This window comes from Paenibacillus alginolyticus DSM 5050 = NBRC 15375, assembly GCF_000422905.1.
In the GTDB taxonomy this organism is placed as follows: domain Bacteria; phylum Bacillota; class Bacilli; order Paenibacillales; family NBRC-103111; genus Paenibacillus_E; species Paenibacillus_E alginolyticus.
Window position 1 is genome coordinate 76,626 of the sequence record NZ_KE383949.1, and the last position, 17,290, is coordinate 93,915.

Here is a 17,290-nt window from a genome sequence, read left to right on the forward strand (position 1 = left end):
CAGGCTGCCGCTGATAAACGCGGTGGCCTGCTGCACTGCATTTATGAACAGCCGAGAACACTCGTTACTTTAGTGATGAGATGAATCGGCGGTATTGTCACTCAAGCACGAACATATGTGCTATAATGGTTGTGCTGCTACTATTGAAAGGAGGTTGCTGTTTTGCTATACCATAAAGCGTTTAGCTATCGCATCTACCCTACAAAGGAGCAGGAGAACCTCCTTCGCAAAACGTTTGGCTCCTGCCGTTTTGTTTTTAATCGCTTCCTTGCGGAATGGAATCAAGCCTTTACGGAAACAAATAAGGGATTGTCGTACAACACGTGTGCAACACAGCTCCCTGCTTTAAAACAAGAATTCGAATGGCTCAAAGAAGTGGACAGCATTGCTTTGCAGTCTGCTATCCGTAACCTGGCAGACGGCTTTGACCGATTCTTTAAAAGGCAAAACGCGGATCCGCGTTTCAAGTGTCGTAAAAATCCTGTTCAAAGTTTTACACTAAGTATACCAACGGAAACATCGCTATTGAAGGTCACTTTCTCAAGCTTCCGAAGCTTGGACGTATTCGTTTTGCAAATTCAAGACCACTGAATGGACGCATCCTCTCTGCAACGGTTCGCCAAAATGCGGCTGGCAAATATTTTGTATCGATCCTTTGTGAAGCAGAGATACAATCGTTACCGGAGATCGCTAAAGTAGTTGGCATTGATTTGGGCATCAAGACGTTTGCAGTTTGTTCCGATGGTCAGGCGTTCGCCAACCCGAAGCATCTTAGCAAATACGAAAAGCAGTTGGCGTTCTGGCAACGACGATTGTCTCGCCGAACCAATGGCGGCTACAATTGGAAGAAAGCTAAAGTCAAGATTGCCCGCATCCACGAGAAGATCGTCAACTGCCGCAAAGACTTTTTACACAAACTGTCAACGAAGCTAATTCGTTAAAACCAAACGATTTGCCTCGAAGACTTGCAAGTGTCGAACTTAATAAAAAATAACAAATTGGCAAAATCCATTGTAGAAGTCTCCTGGTCGATGTTTCGCACCTTTCTAATGTACAAAGCTGACTGGTATAATCGCAAGATCAGCGTCGTTGCGAAAAACTTTCCATCCAGCCAGCTTTGTCATGTGTGTGGAACCCGTAATTCGGATGTGAAGGATCTTGCCTTACGGGTATGGACATGCATGGGATGTGGCAGCCTCCATGATCGGGATCACAATGCTAGTCAAAATATTAAGCACGAAGGCATTCGTCTGCTTGTCGGATAAGAACCATCCCGCAGGAAATGCGGATTACGCCTGGTTTACTTCTCTATAGTAGTGGAGACGATCCAGGAATCATGCGAATTCATTCGTGTGAGCTTTCAATTAGACCTTCCATACTGCTTGGAAAAAGATAAAATACGACGATACATGCTTTTATCCTTCAAGTACTTTAAAGGATAAATCGCGGGCTTGGTGTTAACCTCGAGGATCCAAGGTTTTCCTTTAACATCTAAAGCAACATCCAAGCCTAACTCTCTAAAGCCTTTCTTATAACTATCGAATTGATTTCCGACGATACATCCCAACCATTCTAGTTTTGTTTTCTTTCTTCGGATAGACGCGCTTTTAAATCCTGCTCCGGCCATTGTTTGAAAGAAATAACCAAGTTTTCCGCCTTGATGATAGTTCGTAGCGACCTTACCAGCCCGGCCTATTTTCGTGAATGTAGCGCTGCTTACCCATTTTCCCTTTGTCGTCTTCTGAACCATAACACGTACGTCAAATGGTCTACCACTAGTCCTGACCAAGAGTATACCCTGCTGAAGCAAAAATGATCTTTTTTTTGAAATTCGGTGAAGCTTGATGTATAAACTTTTCCTGCTTGAATAGTACGATTTAACGGATTTAAGTTGAATTTGATACCCACTATCTTTTCTTTTGATCCGAATGATGTCTGCTCCACCTGTACCGTCGGTAGGTTTGAAATATATGGTAGAAAAAGCCGACAGCATCAAATCAAGATTTTTACTGTTGAATAGCATAGTACGAGGGATGAATTTTTTGAGCTTTCTATGCTTAATTAACCATTTAGTTTTAATCCATTTGCTTTTGACTGATAGGCTCTTGTATTTCATAGCGATAACCTCCCATGTCACAGAATACGCTTTATGATAATTGCTTGTCACTCCATTGGCCTAGACGTGTTTGGCGCAACCTTTGAGTACCATCTAAATCTATGATCTCCGCAAAACAATAGGCATTTGTTTGATTCCAAACATCATCCAGCTGTCAATCCTCTCCAACACATGGGAGCGATCGAGGTGGAACTCTGGGAATCGTTTAAGGAGAGTTTGAATGGCAATTTTACTTTCCAAACGAGCTAATTGCGCTCCCAAGCAGAAGTGTATGCCGTGACCGAAAGCAAGATGGGGATTAGGATTCCGGTGGATGTCGAAGATGTCCGAACGCTCAAAAGTGTCTTCGTCATGGTTGGCGGAGCCAATCCAGATGTTGACCATTTGTCCGGGAGTTAGTATTTGCTCGCGTAGAACTGTGGTCTTTTTTACCGTGCGAATCATCGTTTGAACAGGTGAACAGTAACGAAGAACTTCCTCCAAAGCCTGTGGAACCAAGGAGAGATCCGCCAAAAGCTGCTCTTTTACATCTGCATGGCTATCGATGAGGAGCAGTGCCGAGGAAATCAGGTTGGTTGTGGTTTCATTTCCTGCGACAAGCAGCAGGATGCAGAAGCCGATCACTTCGAGATCGGTTAATTGTTCGCCATCTGCCTTCACACGGACGAGACGACTAATCAGATCATCCTGCGGTTCAAGCCGTCTCTGATCCGCTATTGCGGTAAAGTAGACACTCATCTCTTGTTGGCATTGATAATATCGCTCGGAGTTGTTTCCTACCAGCGCATCGGACCACTCTTTGAAACGCTCTCGATCTTCCTGAGGAATACCGAGCATTTCGGCAATAACAATAATCGGTAACGGACTTGCAAAATCATGAAGCCCATCCATCTTTCCGCTCGCTTCGATTTGGTCACATAACGCATTCGCTATGGCCTCAATCTTAGGCGTTAGTACTTCGATGACCCGAGGCACAAAAGCTTGAGAAACGAGCATCCGCAATTGCCGATGTTTGGGCGGATCCTGTCTTAGAACACTCGCCTCAATTGGATCTTTCATCGTTTTTGCACCTTGCGAAGAAAAATGCTCGTGATCGGAAAAAATCGCTTTGACGTCTTCGTATTTGAAAACGTCCCAGGCATCGTACTCCTTTTTATACGTTACGGGGGAGGAGGCACGCATTTCTTTAAAATAAGATAAAGGGATCAATTCATTAACCGTTCTCCAATCCATAGGGTTCACCATCGCTTCCATCTTAATTATTTGAACTGACTAGTCAGTATGAAGACCTCAAAAAAAGAGGCGGTTACTCACCGCTAGTCAAAAACAAACCTGACGTAATGATCGTATAAAAGAATTGTTCAATCTGATCACGAGACCCTTCATGCTTGTTGTTCAAAAAATAATTACATGCACTGTCGAGCATCCCAACGATCCCCGCCGCGGCCAAATTGCAGTTAACATCGCGAAGCACACCTTCATGCTTTCCTTCTTCCAAGACGCTGGCAAGAAAATGAATGTAGTCGATCCTTAGTTTCTTCAGTTCTTCCAGCACTTCCTGATCGATGCCGTTAGATAGTTCATTGAAAACGATATGCGCTAAACGGCTTGATTCCAAAAACAGATCGAGATTGTGCCTGATGATCCTTTTGATTTGTTCTTCCAAAGTAAAATTGGCTTTAAGATCGGCCTGAACTTTATCAATAATCTCCTGAAAACCATCCTTAACAAGCGTCTTAAACAATTGGGCTTTTCCTGGAAAGTGATAGTACAGCGTACCTTTGGCGACATTTGCTCTCAAGGCAATTTCATCCATACTCGCCCGATGGTAACCGTTTTCTGAAAATACTTCAACCGCTGTTTGGATAATTTTCTCTTTACTCAAGGAGATCCGCCTTTCAACACTCAAGTTAAAACTGACTGGTCAGTACAACAAAAGTGTAACATAATGGAAAAAGAAATGTCAATTGAGAACACGAGGAGATTTTGCGCACAAAATGAAACAAGGATAAACGACTCCGTCGTCCTTCAGGGACGAGCGCGTTTGTCAAGTTAGATGCGAAGCAAAAGTATAAAACTTTTACTTTCTTATCTAATGAAAAAACCTCCCGGAATGAACAAGTGTTCAAATCCATGGGAGGTAGAATACGTTAAAGCTTAGTTCACTTGGCAAGCTGTTTGTACTTGTTCAAGTATTTCACGACGGTCAGCACATAAGTAGCATGTGACCATGTAAGTGGAGCAACGGATACCGGTTCACCTGTGAAAGGGTCTAATTGTTCCGACAGAACGCCGCTTTCCATTGCGTGTTTGACGACCCATTCAAGCGTTTGACGCGGTGCTTCAAGATCCGCCAGTGACTTGGCGTACTCGATTTCCCATTCGGCAATCCACAATGTACAGATGATCCATGGGTTGCCTGGCACGTTTTCAATATCCGTGGAGCGTTGGAAGTAATAGTCGTGATGATAACGAGCGGAGCCCCCGACATCGGTTTTGATCATGAGTCCAGCCTTGTTGGCTTTCATCGTGCTCACTACACGGTCATCGTCAGCAGGCAGTACGCCGAATTCAAAGATGCCGTAAACGGAGCTTTCCAGCGTCATATCCTTGACCCATTCGCCATCTTCCATGTACAAGCCGCGAACGAATCGTTGTTCTTCTTCGTCCCACAGATGCTTGAGAATGCCAGATTTGATTTTCTCCGCTGTATGCTTGTAACGATTACTTCGCTCTTCATCTCCGAACAGGTTGCTGAAGTTGGAAGCGGCAATAAGTCCGCCATAAACCGCTGAAGCTGTAAACGTAAATATACCGTAACGCTCTTCCCACAGATCATAACTTGGCTTCGGCAAGTTCAATTCCTGATCAATGTAAGTGGACATGAATCTGGCCGCTCTGCGAATGAGATTGCGATAGAGGGATTGAGCAAACTCGAGGCTTCCATTTTTCTGGAAATCCTGCCAAAGGGCAAATAACACAAGGGCAGTTTCATCTTCTTGAATAGGAAGCTGTATCCGTCCGGAATGAATGTATGGATGCCAACTGGAGCCTACGGTGCCGTCCGGATTGTATTTATGATGCAAGTAACCTTCGGGTGACAGCACGTTCGCACAGAAGTTAAAGAAAGGAATAATCATACCTTGGTAGCCAGCCATGGACATCGAATAAGCGATTAAAGCACCGTCACGAGGCCACATGTAACTGTAATGATCGCGGTTGCTTTGCATAATATCGGAATCGTTCGCAGCAATGATTGCACCGTTTACATCCGTTTGGGTCCTGACAAGCAGCAGACTTTGTTTGAAAAGCCGTTGAACTTCGAGCGGCAGATCGCCGTAATCGCGTTCAATTTTGTTTGCCCATCTTTGCCAGTACACGGTTACGCGGTCAAGGAGTTTACCGGGGTGGCTGTCTTTCACATAGGCATCGAGCTTCTTGACTTCCTCCAGCGTTTTGCCTGCACCCATCCAATAGTAAAGCGTTTGATTGGCGCTCGGTGGTACGAAAAGTCGGAAAGAAATGGTGCTATCGACAGAGCCTTGAGCAATGGCATTGCCCATCAAATGCCCATCTTCCGCGTCGCGCCAAGTCCCCTCGGCATTATAAAACCTTTTGACACCTGTAGAGTATTGATAAATGCCTTCGGTTCCTGTACTGCCGTTAAACATAAAATATCGGTCTTTCTTATAATGGAATACCGTATTATTCGCTGGATAGTAAGCGGCTGTATCTCCAACTTCTGTCTCATTAATGAGCAAATCTTGATTGAAGAACATCCGAACTTCGCGAACGGTACTATTGTGATTCGTAATTTGGATACGTTTGAGGTAAATATCCTCGCGCTGATGAACCCCGTCATTCATGAGCAGAGTGACACCAAGACCGGGATGCGTAGCTGTCACTTCGGTGACGAGCGAATCCTCGACATAGGCAAGTTTAAATTGCCATTCAGGGGCATTCAGCCAGGCGAAGGAACCATCCACCCATATACCAACACGGCATTGATAGCCGCCAATATGGTTAAGCTGGCCTACGAAAGGATAATACAGATCTCGCATGTAGGAATGCTGATCGAGGTTAATAAGAAATTTTCCGTTTCCGATGACCAGATGTCTAGGCAATAAAATCACTTCCCCACTCGTTTGTTTGATCGCGCGATTCAGAACCCGTCCTTGAGGTATCCAGCTTGGGATATCGCGTCCTCTTTCGCTAGTGACTAGGACATAGTTAGCACAGGGCTTGCCAATAGGTTACCTAATTATTACCAAGGAATCAATGATTGTTTGAAGAAATTCTGAAAATTCCCACTGGTCACGCTTACAAACTGGCATAGTTATCCATATTATTTCATTATTTCCTTTTGGTTGGGGAATATACCTGACCTCTGTGGGTGATGGAGAATCAATTTTTCGTAAGTTTCTGTTGTCAACGTGCTGATTTGGTCCCAATGAAAGGTCTCACTGACTTTGCTCAAAGCGGCCGCAGCGAGTTCGGTTGCGTCGTCAGGCTTTTCAAAAAATTGGGCAATCTGAAAAGCGAGTGCGTTTGCATCCCCCGGGGACACTTTGCAGCCGTTAATGCCATGATCGACAATCTCAGTAAGCCCGCCAGTATCCGATACGATGAGTGGAGTGCCGCTTGCCATGGCTTCCAAGGCTACAAGACCAAACGGCTCATAGAGACTTGGAATGACACAAAGCTCCGCGGAAAGCAAAAGCTGACTTTTGTCGGCCTCATCTAGGAAACCTGTAAAGCTGATCCGGTCACCTAACGGAGCAGCTAATCTCTCTAATGCTTCAAGCTCAGGTCCTGTACCCGCGATAATCAGCTTGGCATCGGGGTAACGTTTGAGCACAAGCCGCATGGCAGCTAGGAGGATATGCACGCCCTTTTCATAAACAAGCCTCCCGAGGAAAGCAATCGTTCGATTCTGATGAGCACCGCTAAAAAGAGCTTTTGAAAGAAGCGGATTAACATGTTCGATAGATACAGCAGTTGTGCGAAAAGGAATAACACCATTAGGTATATGTGTAATTTTATGGATAGGTACATGAAATAGGCGAATGACCTCTTGCTGCATATAAAGGCTGCAGACAACGAGCTGATCAGCTTCGTCGGCTAACTTATTTTCTAAGGCATGGATCCGTTGCTGCACCGGGGTATCCAGCTTCCCTTGATTTCGGCCGTACTCGGTGGCATGGATCGTTGCAAGGAGCGGGAGTTGAAGCGCATTTTTGGATTCTTTGGCTGCATAAAAGACAAGCCAATCATGAGCATGAATGAGATCGAATTGCATGCCTTGCAAAGTTAGGCGATGGATGGCATCGGTGAAAGCCATATTCATTTGAAATACCCAATCCAAGAAGTGAATGGCACCAGCAGACTGGAGTACCTCTACACGATGAATATGCACCCCATTAGACTGTTCATAGGGGAGACAATCTTGAGCAAGACAAGTAATGACATGAACTTCATGGCCGAAGGCAGCAAGATGCTTAGATAAGTCGCAAACGGCTCTGGCGAGACCGCCGATGACACGCGGCGGATATTCCCATGCGAGCATGAGAATACGCAGAGGTGTGGACTTGGCATTGGGTGAGAATTTTAATGAAGTACTATCCAAAGAGCTATTCATAGAGCTATTCAAAGAGTAATTCAAAGAGCTATTCAAAGGACTATTCAAACTTATAGAAGGGCTAGTTTGGAAAAGACGGTAATGGAGCTCCGGTAGAAAAGGGGATCTCCGTTCTAAGGAAATCACGATTTCGGATAGCTCTTTGTCCGAAGCTGCTGTTTCTAGCCCGTTAAGTAATTTATGAAAATGGGATAAATGCGTTTCTATTCGGTTAGCCGCATAGGTGGTTACCGTTTCCGCATCTAGGATGAATGTCCAGTCGCTGCTTTGCGCGAGCATAAGCTCTCTCGCGGCTTGGTTCAGTGCACGCTGCTGCATCTTCGTGAGCAGCTCGGGGTTCGGGTGCTTCTGCGCAGCAAGCACCATCCGATCCTCCGCCGCGTGCAGCAGCGGATGAACCCACTGGCTGCGCGGCTGCAGCCAGACCTCGGCGTAGCCGCCTCGGCCCCAGCTCGACACAGGAAGCGAAGCTTCCGTGGTCGGCGCATGGGCGGCGGCATAGCCGCCTAACGTAGTCGTATCCACGACTACGCCCTCAAGGCTGCGCGCGGCAGTGAGCCCGCGCAGCACAGCTTCAAGCCACTGGTGGCCTTCGTACCACCAGTGCCCGAACAGCTCGGCATCGTATGGACATACGATGACCGGCGGTTCCGCCGGCCGCGCATCGCGGTCGCCGGCGGCGAGAGCTTGCGCCTCGCGCTCCTCAGCGAGGCGGCGCAGCTGCGCCACCCGGCTAGCGACGAAATGCTCAGCATCCTGCTGAGCTTTCTGAGCGGCCCGCGTCGGGTGGTAGGGCGCTTTGACGTCGTCATCAGTGGCTGCACCGGTGACGCTGTAGTACTTGAAGCCCGTATGGATGCGTGCGCCGTCTGGCAGCACATAGGGCTTCAAGTATTCCCACTCGGCCCCGCCGTCTTGGCCGAGGTCATAGCCGATATCGCGATAGTATTCGCGATAGTTGGCATCGCTCGGGTACCCGACTTCGGCGCTCCATACTTGCGCGCCGGCTTCGAGGTCCCGAGCAAAGGCGCAGACGCCGCTCGGCGTACGCAGCGGCGTCCCCACTGCGCTCTTCACCTTCGCTTTCGCCGCGCCTTCCTGCGGCGCGATCACAGCCTGCGCGTGCGCATGAGCGTCCACTACGAAGTAGCGAAGGCCAAGTGCCTGCAGGTGGGGCTCCACCGCAGGCGTATAGCCGCACTCCGGCAGCCAGATGCCAGCCGGAGCGGACCCAAAATGCCGCCGGAATTCCGTTACGGCGGCTTCGAGCTGCGCGCGAAGCGCGGCGTCGTTCTTGACTAGCGGCAAGAACGCATGTGTCGCGGCGCACGTGATTATTTCTAAGCAGCCTGTGCTTCTTAGGCTGCGGAACTTACCAATCAGATCGCCCCTTAGGCGATCGTACAACGCCGTCAGCCGATGATACTGGTCGGCATAGAGCTTCGCCGTAGGGCCGAAATCGGCATGGCCCCAGAGACGAATAACTTCTCGCTGAGCCAGTTCACACAGCGATGCCAGATGTCTGCGAAGCCTCTGTTTTAAGCGTGAATCCTCTAGCATGGCAAGCAGAGTCGGGGACAATGACAATGTGAGTTGGAAGGGTACTTCATCTTCGAGAAGCCGCTCCATCATGTCGATCAATGGAAGATAACTATCCACAACGGCTTCGAAGAACCATCGCTCTTCAAGGGTGATGTTCTCCTCCTCGTGACGCACATAAGGGATATGGGCATGCAAAAGCAAGGCAACGAAACCTTCTGCATGAGAGTTGGTGTTCGCGCTGGCGTTAGGGTTTGTACTCAATCAGTATCGCCTCCAGATTCCGTATCTGCTGAGTATGCGTTCTTCGGTGAATAGACCGAATAGGCAGAGAAATGCTCATTAGCTTCAGGCGTTATTAGCTGAAAGGAAACGGCAGTAGGCCGGTATGTATGTAGTTGATCATTCGTTATTTGTTGAGAAGGAAATGCTTGATTTGTATCTATAGGGGGAGTCTGAATCGTATTGGAACGCAGAAGCGGGAGAAACTGCCCCTGTTCATTCACAATGCCAAGATCCGCGAAGTAACTTTGGCCTGGGTGAAACCCGCTCAGAAAGCATGAATCTCCTGGGGGGAGATGAAGTTCTAAGATGCTTTCAGCTTGGCTGCTATCAATAGGTAGATTGGTTACATGATAAAATCGCAATGTAGGCTGAAGCGCTTTCCAGTCTTTATCGAAATGTTCCTGTACCATGCTCATTTTTCTGCTAGAGAGCTGCCAGTAGGCAAAAAGAACAGTTGGGGACTGGATAAGCAAGTAAAGTGTATCCCGATCCATTGGATCAACAGAGAGAGCTTGGGTAGGTATCGGACTCACCTTTTCTCAGGTAGTTAATGGAAATAAACTGCAAGGATCTTGAGCAACATTGTAGCATATGCACCGTACAAACGAAAAATCTCCACCTTATATCCAAGGGGGAGATCACATGTATATCCTTTACTTGGTTGGATTTTGCCCTTCCATGTACCGGTTTTCCGTAAGTCTCATTAAGGAATCGTACCGATTCACCGAAGAAAATATCAAGAGGTATTCATCCTGTTTGACATTGGTATAAGATGCTTTGAAACCGGTATGATATTGTACGGTCATGCTGGAGGATTGATCGTCATACTGCACGAAAGCAATTTGTCTAGAAACGCTTGGAATCATATTCACGCCGCTCTCTCCTTCATCATAGGTCTTCGGAATCCACGTATCGGATATATCTCTACATAATTATGCATACCCAAGGGCGTTTAGAATGTGTCCGCGATAGGAATGTACAAGCCGCTCAGCAAGCTCAGGATCCGCCGATTGCGCAACGAGCTGAAAGACAGGATCATCCGCATCAGGCAGCAGCAGGACAGACCCATTCTCATGATAAAACTTAATTCCATCGATCAGATCCACTTGTACATCTTTTGTCCGCTCCATCATGCTCCGCATAACCTCCCCTTTGGAATTCCAAGGACAATCAACACGTTCACGAAGAAGATGAAAGCTAGGAAACAAGGCGAGCAGATCCGAGAGCGGAATGCCGGTCCTTTCCAAATGGAGAATCACCAGGCCAATGGCAAAGAGAGAATCGAACAAGGGGTGTATCCTCGCTTCTTGTGTAACCTCCATGATGGCTCGTGACCATTCCTTCGTACGGACGATCTTCCCGCCAAGCCCCTCGGCCATGCTTTCTAGAAGCTGGGGTGCACTGACGGGAGCCCCAATCGTTGCTCCTGGACGGCAGTGCAGGTAACAAAGATAGAGGAAAACGGTTTGTAAATCGCTGTCTACGAGTTCGCCTTTTTCCGTTAGTAACTGCATGGTTCGTCCATCATCAAGAAGACGTAAACCCAGACTCGCACCAGATAAAGGAATAAAGACGTGAAGCGGATCCTGCCTACTTGTAGATGTAACATGGATAGCTTCAAGTCCCAGCTTTTCGAAAAATGGAACAATGAAAGGCTGCAGCCAAGAACTCGCTTCAATGACGACGCGAAGAGGGGATACAGAGAGAGAATCCCGTTCATATGCGATTTCTTGGGCCAAAGCATGGATATAAGTCTGCAACCAGTGGGCTTCCTCTTTGTAGCTGCCAATCTGCTTCATAGAGGCCCGTCCATAATCTTCTTGCCAAAAGCTGTTTTCCACTTTACGCTCGGCTGATTTCGGAATAGGCAGTCCTTCAGCATCTAGACAGAGAAGACTGCAAGCATCATTCTCTTTGCCTGACCATTCGAGATGGATTCCACCGGCAGCACCCAAATGACGAATAGCAAAGGAAGATGCAGGGGCAAAGCAATCTCCCAAATCAATGACATGTGTTCCAACGGACTGCAGGCTAGCCGTCAGAGTACGCTTTAATAAACGAGTGAACGTATGGGGGGCACAGCTTACCATGAGCGTTTTGCTAGGGGCCAAGGTTGCTCCGTATGCTGTGGCGAATTTAGCGACTAATTCCGGTGTTAAATCGAGATTAGGAATACCGCTGACACCGCTAGTTTTGAATAACGTTTTGGTTGCATGATCTCCCCAAATATAGGAGGTATGAAGCCGGGTCTTATCACGAATTTGTTTATGGGGCCAAATTTTCACGTTGGATTCAATGCGGCTTTTCGCACCGATGACCACATGGTTGCCGACAACGGAGCCATCACCCAAATAGGATGCCTCTTTGCATATAATCCGACTCGTCAGTGTGGAACCGGCCAATTCGTTGTGCTCAGCAATATGGTTGTGATCCCACAGTACGCTTCGCGTTAATCTGCTCCCTCTGGAGAGTCGATTATTTTGCCCGATGATACAGTATTCGCCTATCTCCACTTCGTCTTCCAGCTTGCTCCCTTTCCCAATGAAAGCGGGTCCGATCACACGAGCGGTAGCACTTGTTTCTACATCATCTGCGATGTAGACGCCGGGGCGGATCTGTGTTCCGTGTATGTCGAGCTTCACTTTCCCATCGAGCATGTCAAACTGGGTTTGACGATACTGCTGCAGGTTGCCGATATCCGTCCAATAGCCGGAGCTGATATATCCATAGAGCCCTTGGTTTTCTTCGAGCAAGGCAGGGAAAAACTGCTGGCTGAAATCAAACTCTTGCCCCAGCGGTATGCGGTCTAGCATCTCAGGCTCCAAAATATAAATACCTGTATTTACCGTGTCACTGAATACTTCACCCCAGCTTGGTTTTTCCAGAAAGCGAGTAATTTGCCCCTCTTCATTGGTGATCACAACACCATATTCCAAAGGATGGCTGACACGAGTCAGGATTAGCGTAGCTTTGGCTTGCTTTTCTTTATGAAAAGCGAGTGCTTGCTCCAAATCGAAATCCGTTAATGCATCCCCGCTAATTACAATAAAAGTATCGTCCAGAAACTCGTGCGCATGTTTGACACTCCCAGCTGTGCCTAAGGGACTTGTCTCTTCAAAGTAATGAAGATTGACGCCAAAACCTTGCCCATTGCCAAAATAGTCGCGTATCACATCAGGTTTATATTGCATAGTGACAGCAATGTCCTGAATGCCGTGATTTTGGAGCAGTTCAATGATATAGGCCATGCAGGGCCTACCGAGAAGAGGCACCATGGGCTTGGGGAGATGACAAGTAAGGGGACGAAGACGCGTTCCTTTGCCTCCGGCCATAATGACAGCCTTCATTGCGGTACCTCCTTAGAGTTTTGGTAAGAGCGGTTTCCCGTAATTGTTGCTAGCAAAGGGAACGTCAATCCGCTATTTGGATGTTTTCCCCCATAATGCTGTGCTTTGAGGAACGACGTGCCGCTATTTCGTATAAATAGAGCTAATTTCCCCTTATTTGGGCTAAATAGCGAATCGTCGTTCCCTCAACGAAAGAAAATGAGCATTTTGACAGAAATAGCGTCCTCTAGTTCCCTCCCATTCATGAGGGGCAAAGGCTCAGCTTGGTGCATTGACCTGAATATCTGGTTGCTAGGGACTAACGTTAAATCGTTGCTTTGACCTGAATGACAGGTTGATAGTGGGTAAGCTTCTGGTACTCATTTTGGATATTTTGAGCGATATGGCTCCACTCATAGTGCTGTTGAAGCAGCTGGTAGGCGCTATCTGCCATCTTGGCGGCATGTTTTGGCTGCAGCAGCATATCCGTAATGTGCCAAGCTAATGAATCGACATGACCTGGGAGAGCTTTGTAGCCGTCCACACCATGCCTGATAATTTCAGCTAAACCGCCTGTATCGGAGAGGACCAGAGGTTTACGGTTAGCCATGGCTTCCAGCGCAACGATACCGAAAGGCTCATACAAGCTCGGAATGACACAAACATCCGTAGATTGATAAAGCTGTGTGCGATAAGCATCATCCACAAAGCCGGTAAACATGACGCGATCTCCAAAAATGGCAGCCTGGGCGCGCAGCTCACTTTCCATAGGTCCAGAGCCAGCGATAATAAGCTTAGCCTGCGGGACTTGTGACATGATTTTCGGCAGGGCTTCCAGCAAAATTTGAATGCCTTTTTCATAAACAAGTCTTCCAATGAAGAAAATGACCTTGTCTTCTTTTGCTACGAAATCAGGTCGATTTAATGCCTTTGTGTTTGGTTTTGGGGTCCGAATACCATTCGGATGTACACTCACTTTATCTAAAGGAAGATTAAAGATACGCCCTACTTCCTCTTTCATATAGGAGCTGCACACAAAGACACGGTTAGCCTCGTAAGTCAGCTGCCACTCCAAATGATGAATCTTGCGCTGCAAGTCGGAGTAAAGATTTCCTTGATTTCGTCCCCATTCGGTTGCATGAATTGTGGCTACTAAAGGGATGTTGTAGCTGATCTTGATTTCTCTTGCCGTATGAGCAACCATCCAATCATGTGCATGCAAAAGGTCGATTCGCCCGCCGTTTTCTTTCCATCTGACAAGATGATCGATCATGGCAAGATTCATTTCGAACGTCCAGTGGTAAAAGTGAGTATCACTGGAATGGTTAACAGGGAGCCTATGTACGTAAACGCCATTCATCTTCTCGAAACAAGGAGCACCATCATAGGAGGTTGTGATGATATGCACGATTTCATCGCGATCGACAAGAGCTTCCGATAGTTCGTGGACTGCTCTTGATAAGCCGCCGACATGTTTGGGCGGGTATTCCCAAGTCAGCATGAAGACATTCGGACGGTGCTTGGTTTCCTCCAGTACGTTTTCCCATTCCTTCAAATTTGGAAGAATAGGGATAGGGGAAAGCCGCTGTATGCTTACGTAATCTTGAAATTGGATAGCTGGAAAGCAGTTGTCTTTCTCTTCTAAATCGGCAAGATGATCTTCGTCAATCTGTTCCAGGTCTACTTGATCGCAGAGATGGTGGAAGCAGCCTAGATGATCCTTCGTTCGGCGAATGGCAAGATCGACGTCACTCTGTGCATCCATCATGAACGCCCAATCACTGCTCTGAGCTAGCATGAATTCTCTTGCAGCTTGATTCAAAGCTCGTTTCAGAACGCTGGCGCTTAATTTACCGTGGCGAGAGAGATGCTCATGTCTTGTTGCCAGCTCGATCATACGTTCTTCGGCTTGATGCAGATGACGATAAACCCAGTCGTTACGTCCCTGCAGCCATATTTCGGCGGAGTGGTTACGGCCCCAACTAGATTCGTTCAAATTGCCGACATCAGCTATTGGATATTCCTCAAGATATTCACTAGGTGTAATCATTTTAATTGCTTGCTGATCGAGAAACATGTTGCGACAGAGCTGCTCAAGAAAGTGCGGACCTTCATACCACCAATGTCCAAAAAGCTCCGCATCATAGGGGGATACGATGAGGGGCTTGCGATCCAGCCAGCGCTCCCAATGAGCAGCTTGCTTTTGGCGATTTATCAGGAAATGACCGGCATGTTCAGCAGCTTTTTTAAAAGCCAGATCTGGTTGATAGGGCTCCTTGTGGCTGCCTTTGCCTGTGTTGCGATAATATTTAAGCCCCGTGTCCTGCCCGAAGTCACTGTAGTATTCACGGTAGTTGAAGTCTCCTGAGTAGCCGTTCTCGGCATTCCATACTTGATGGGTGGATTCCGGTTCGAGAGGAAAGGCAGTGACTCCATAGGGGGTCATGAGCGGAGCAGCCAATTCTCGAGCGGGCGGCGGTGAAGCGAAAGCGATAGCCGTGGAATCAGTGAAATAATAGTGGATCCCAGCCTGCTTCAAAATGCGGTCAATACCAGGCGTATAGCCACATTCAGGTAACCAGATGCCGCGCGGCTTTTGATCGAAATAACGTTCATAATCCCGAACTGCGGTCATTATCTGTGCTTTTATTGCCTCTTCTGTTTTCATTAGCGGAAGAAATCCATGCGTAGCGGCCGATGTAACAATTTCAATACGACCTAAATCTTGAAAGTGTTTGAATGCTGCAATGACATTTCCCTTGCAGTTTTCATATAGCGTAAGAAGCTCACGGAATCGTTCTGCATAATGTGCGGCAAGAGGAAGAAAAGAAGGATTTTTTTGTAACCGCGCCTGTTCCTTATCTGCTAGCCCAATTAGCCTACTAAGGTAAGCGTGATAGTTGTCCTGTAAGTATGGATTGCTGAACAGGGACAAGATAGTCGGGGTTATGGAGAAGGTTAAGCGGAAATCTATCTTATCACTCGTTAGACGATTCATGACTTCAATTAGGGGTAAATACGTTTCTGTCATGGCTTCGTAAAACCATTGTTCTTCCAAGTTGTTGTTCTGATTCTGATGACGAATATAGGGAAGGTGAGCATGCAGCACGAGAATAAAATATCCCTTGAGCTCTGGCTTCGGTTTGATGCGATTGATCAAGAGATAACGTCACCTCACATAGGGAGAATAGGCTTGTATATTTTCAAAAAAATATGGCTTGATTCGATTGTAAACTCGCTCCGCTTCGGCTTCTGGTACAACCGTTTGCACCGGTTCTCCCCATTTGGTTTTGGCATCCTTAGGTGTAGCGACACAATTGGAACGAAGCAGAGGAATGAACTCGCGCTCCCAAGTGTAAGTACCAATATCTACAAGGTAAGTACGGCCTGCACCTAAATGGTGAAGATACCAATTGTTAGCTTCAGACGTCATTGTTACATCCCAGAATCCATGTGCATTACTGCCATTGAAATATAGGCTGGTCACATCGTACAAACGTATCACTTTGGGCATTGACTCATAGCCGCATTCAAAATGCTGAGAAACAAGCCATTTCCGCCTATCGCTGATTTCCCAATATACATAGAGCGAATGAGCATCCACGATCATAAGATGGAGTATGTCCTTGTTATATCGATCGGGAACCTCGAACCCTGCGATAGGTAATGCCTTCAAGGTGAATTCCTCTTTTCCAATGCAATTTACAACCTTTTCACTGTAAAAGCATGCGCTTTTGCAAAGAAAAATATGCGTAGATTGCTAAAATCTAACTGTCCTAAAAAAAAGGAATTTCACACTTTTCTGACGAATATATTGGACTAATCCGGGTTAAAAAGTTTATGCTTACGATGCAAGCTTTCCTTACGGAAAGCTCTAAGGGAGGGATATCCATGAGTTTTTGTTGTGGAGCCAGTATGATTGGAACAAAAGGTACCTTGAAGCACATTCGCACACAAATTCACAATGTACCTATTCTTTTTTGCCCGGTTTGTCACCGCATTGAAGTTCATTATCTGGTGGAGAATGAATACGAGATACTAGCGGAGTATGCGCACGGAGACGGTGCTCCTGAGGTGGATTTTACGGAATATGTAGATGGTAAGGATCATCTTTTGCATGATAATTGTGTCAACCATGAGGGTGAAGAGCCCTTAGATATAGTACGCTGTCAAATTGATATGGCCCTTGATCTGCTTGGGGTTGCGAAATCGATTGGTGATAATGAATGGGAAGATCAGCTTAAGAAACGATTGAAAATGCTGAGTATCCGCCGAGATAAACTGAAAAATAAAAAAACCTCCAAGCATACGTAGAGGTTTTTTGACGAGACAGGTGTCGCAAACAGACAAACAGAAAATTTTTTTTCTCAATGCTGCTACTCTAAT

11 protein-coding genes and 1 pseudogene are annotated in these 17,290 nt (G+C 46.8%); 2 read left to right on the plus strand and 10 right to left on the minus strand.

Going from position 1 to position 17,290, the window contains the following annotated elements:
* The first annotated feature begins 162 nt into the window (after positions 1 to 162).
* Positions 163 to 1,265 (plus strand): annotated as a pseudogene (gene tnpB, locus G519_RS46910) (IS200/IS605 family element RNA-guided endonuclease TnpB).
* A 95-nt stretch (positions 1,266 to 1,360) separates the two neighbouring features.
* On the opposite strand, the gene G519_RS0139610 reads toward tnpB, so the two are convergent.
* The 10 genes from G519_RS0139610 to G519_RS0139655 form a co-directional block, all read right to left on the minus strand.
* Complete coding sequence (locus tag G519_RS0139610; RefSeq protein ID WP_029199237.1) at positions 1,361 to 2,116, minus strand: YheC/YheD family protein; 756 nt, start codon at positions 2,114 to 2,116, stop codon at positions 1,361 to 1,363.
* Between the two features lie 99 nt (positions 2,117 to 2,215).
* Positions 2,216 to 3,361, minus strand: a complete 1,146-nt coding sequence (locus G519_RS0139615; protein WP_244280369.1) for a cytochrome P450 — start codon at positions 3,359 to 3,361, stop codon at positions 2,216 to 2,218.
* A gap of 61 nt (positions 3,362 to 3,422) precedes the next feature.
* The gene (locus tag G519_RS0139620) at positions 3,423 to 4,001 is read right to left on the minus strand and encodes a TetR/AcrR family transcriptional regulator (RefSeq protein WP_029199239.1); all 579 of its coding nucleotides are present in this window, start codon (positions 3,999 to 4,001) and stop codon (positions 3,423 to 3,425) included.
* 277 nt (positions 4,002 to 4,278) lie between these two features.
* Entirely contained in the window at positions 4,279 to 6,240 is a 1,962-nt protein-coding gene (locus G519_RS0139625; RefSeq protein WP_029199240.1) for a glycoside hydrolase family 15 protein, read from the minus strand.
* 221 nt (positions 6,241 to 6,461) lie between these two features.
* The gene (locus G519_RS0139630; RefSeq protein WP_051254153.1) at positions 6,462 to 9,557 is read right to left on the minus strand and encodes a 1,4-alpha-glucan branching protein domain-containing protein; all 3,096 of its coding nucleotides are present in this window, start codon (positions 9,555 to 9,557) and stop codon (positions 6,462 to 6,464) included.
* Positions 9,554 to 10,111 (minus strand): DUF4912 domain-containing protein, encoded by a 558-nt coding sequence (locus G519_RS0139635; protein ID WP_127528267.1) that lies wholly within the window; start codon positions 10,109 to 10,111, stop codon positions 9,554 to 9,556. Before G519_RS0139635 ends, G519_RS0139630 begins: the two co-directional genes overlap by 4 nt.
* A 120-nt stretch (positions 10,112 to 10,231) precedes the next feature.
* Positions 10,232 to 10,444 (minus strand): hypothetical protein, encoded by a 213-nt coding sequence (locus G519_RS0139640; RefSeq protein ID WP_052228876.1) that lies wholly within the window; start codon positions 10,442 to 10,444, stop codon positions 10,232 to 10,234.
* A 66-nt stretch (positions 10,445 to 10,510) separates the two neighbouring features.
* A complete protein-coding gene (locus tag G519_RS0139645) occupies positions 10,511 to 12,925 on the minus strand; it encodes a sugar phosphate nucleotidyltransferase (RefSeq protein ID WP_029199244.1) in 2,415 nt (804 codons plus the stop codon).
* Between the two features lie 304 nt (positions 12,926 to 13,229).
* The gene (locus G519_RS46915) at positions 13,230 to 16,064 is read right to left on the minus strand and encodes a 1,4-alpha-glucan branching protein domain-containing protein (protein WP_051254155.1); all 2,835 of its coding nucleotides are present in this window, start codon (positions 16,062 to 16,064) and stop codon (positions 13,230 to 13,232) included.
* Between the two features lie 9 nt (positions 16,065 to 16,073).
* Positions 16,074 to 16,580, minus strand: a complete 507-nt coding sequence (locus G519_RS0139655; protein WP_029199245.1) for a DUF4912 domain-containing protein — start codon at positions 16,578 to 16,580, stop codon at positions 16,074 to 16,076.
* 215 nt (positions 16,581 to 16,795) lie between these two features.
* On the opposite strand from G519_RS0139655, the gene G519_RS0139660 reads away from it, so the two are divergent.
* Entirely contained in the window at positions 16,796 to 17,218 is a 423-nt protein-coding gene (locus G519_RS0139660; RefSeq protein ID WP_029199246.1) for a hypothetical protein, read from the plus strand.
* Positions 17,219 to 17,290: the final 72 nt, after the last annotated feature.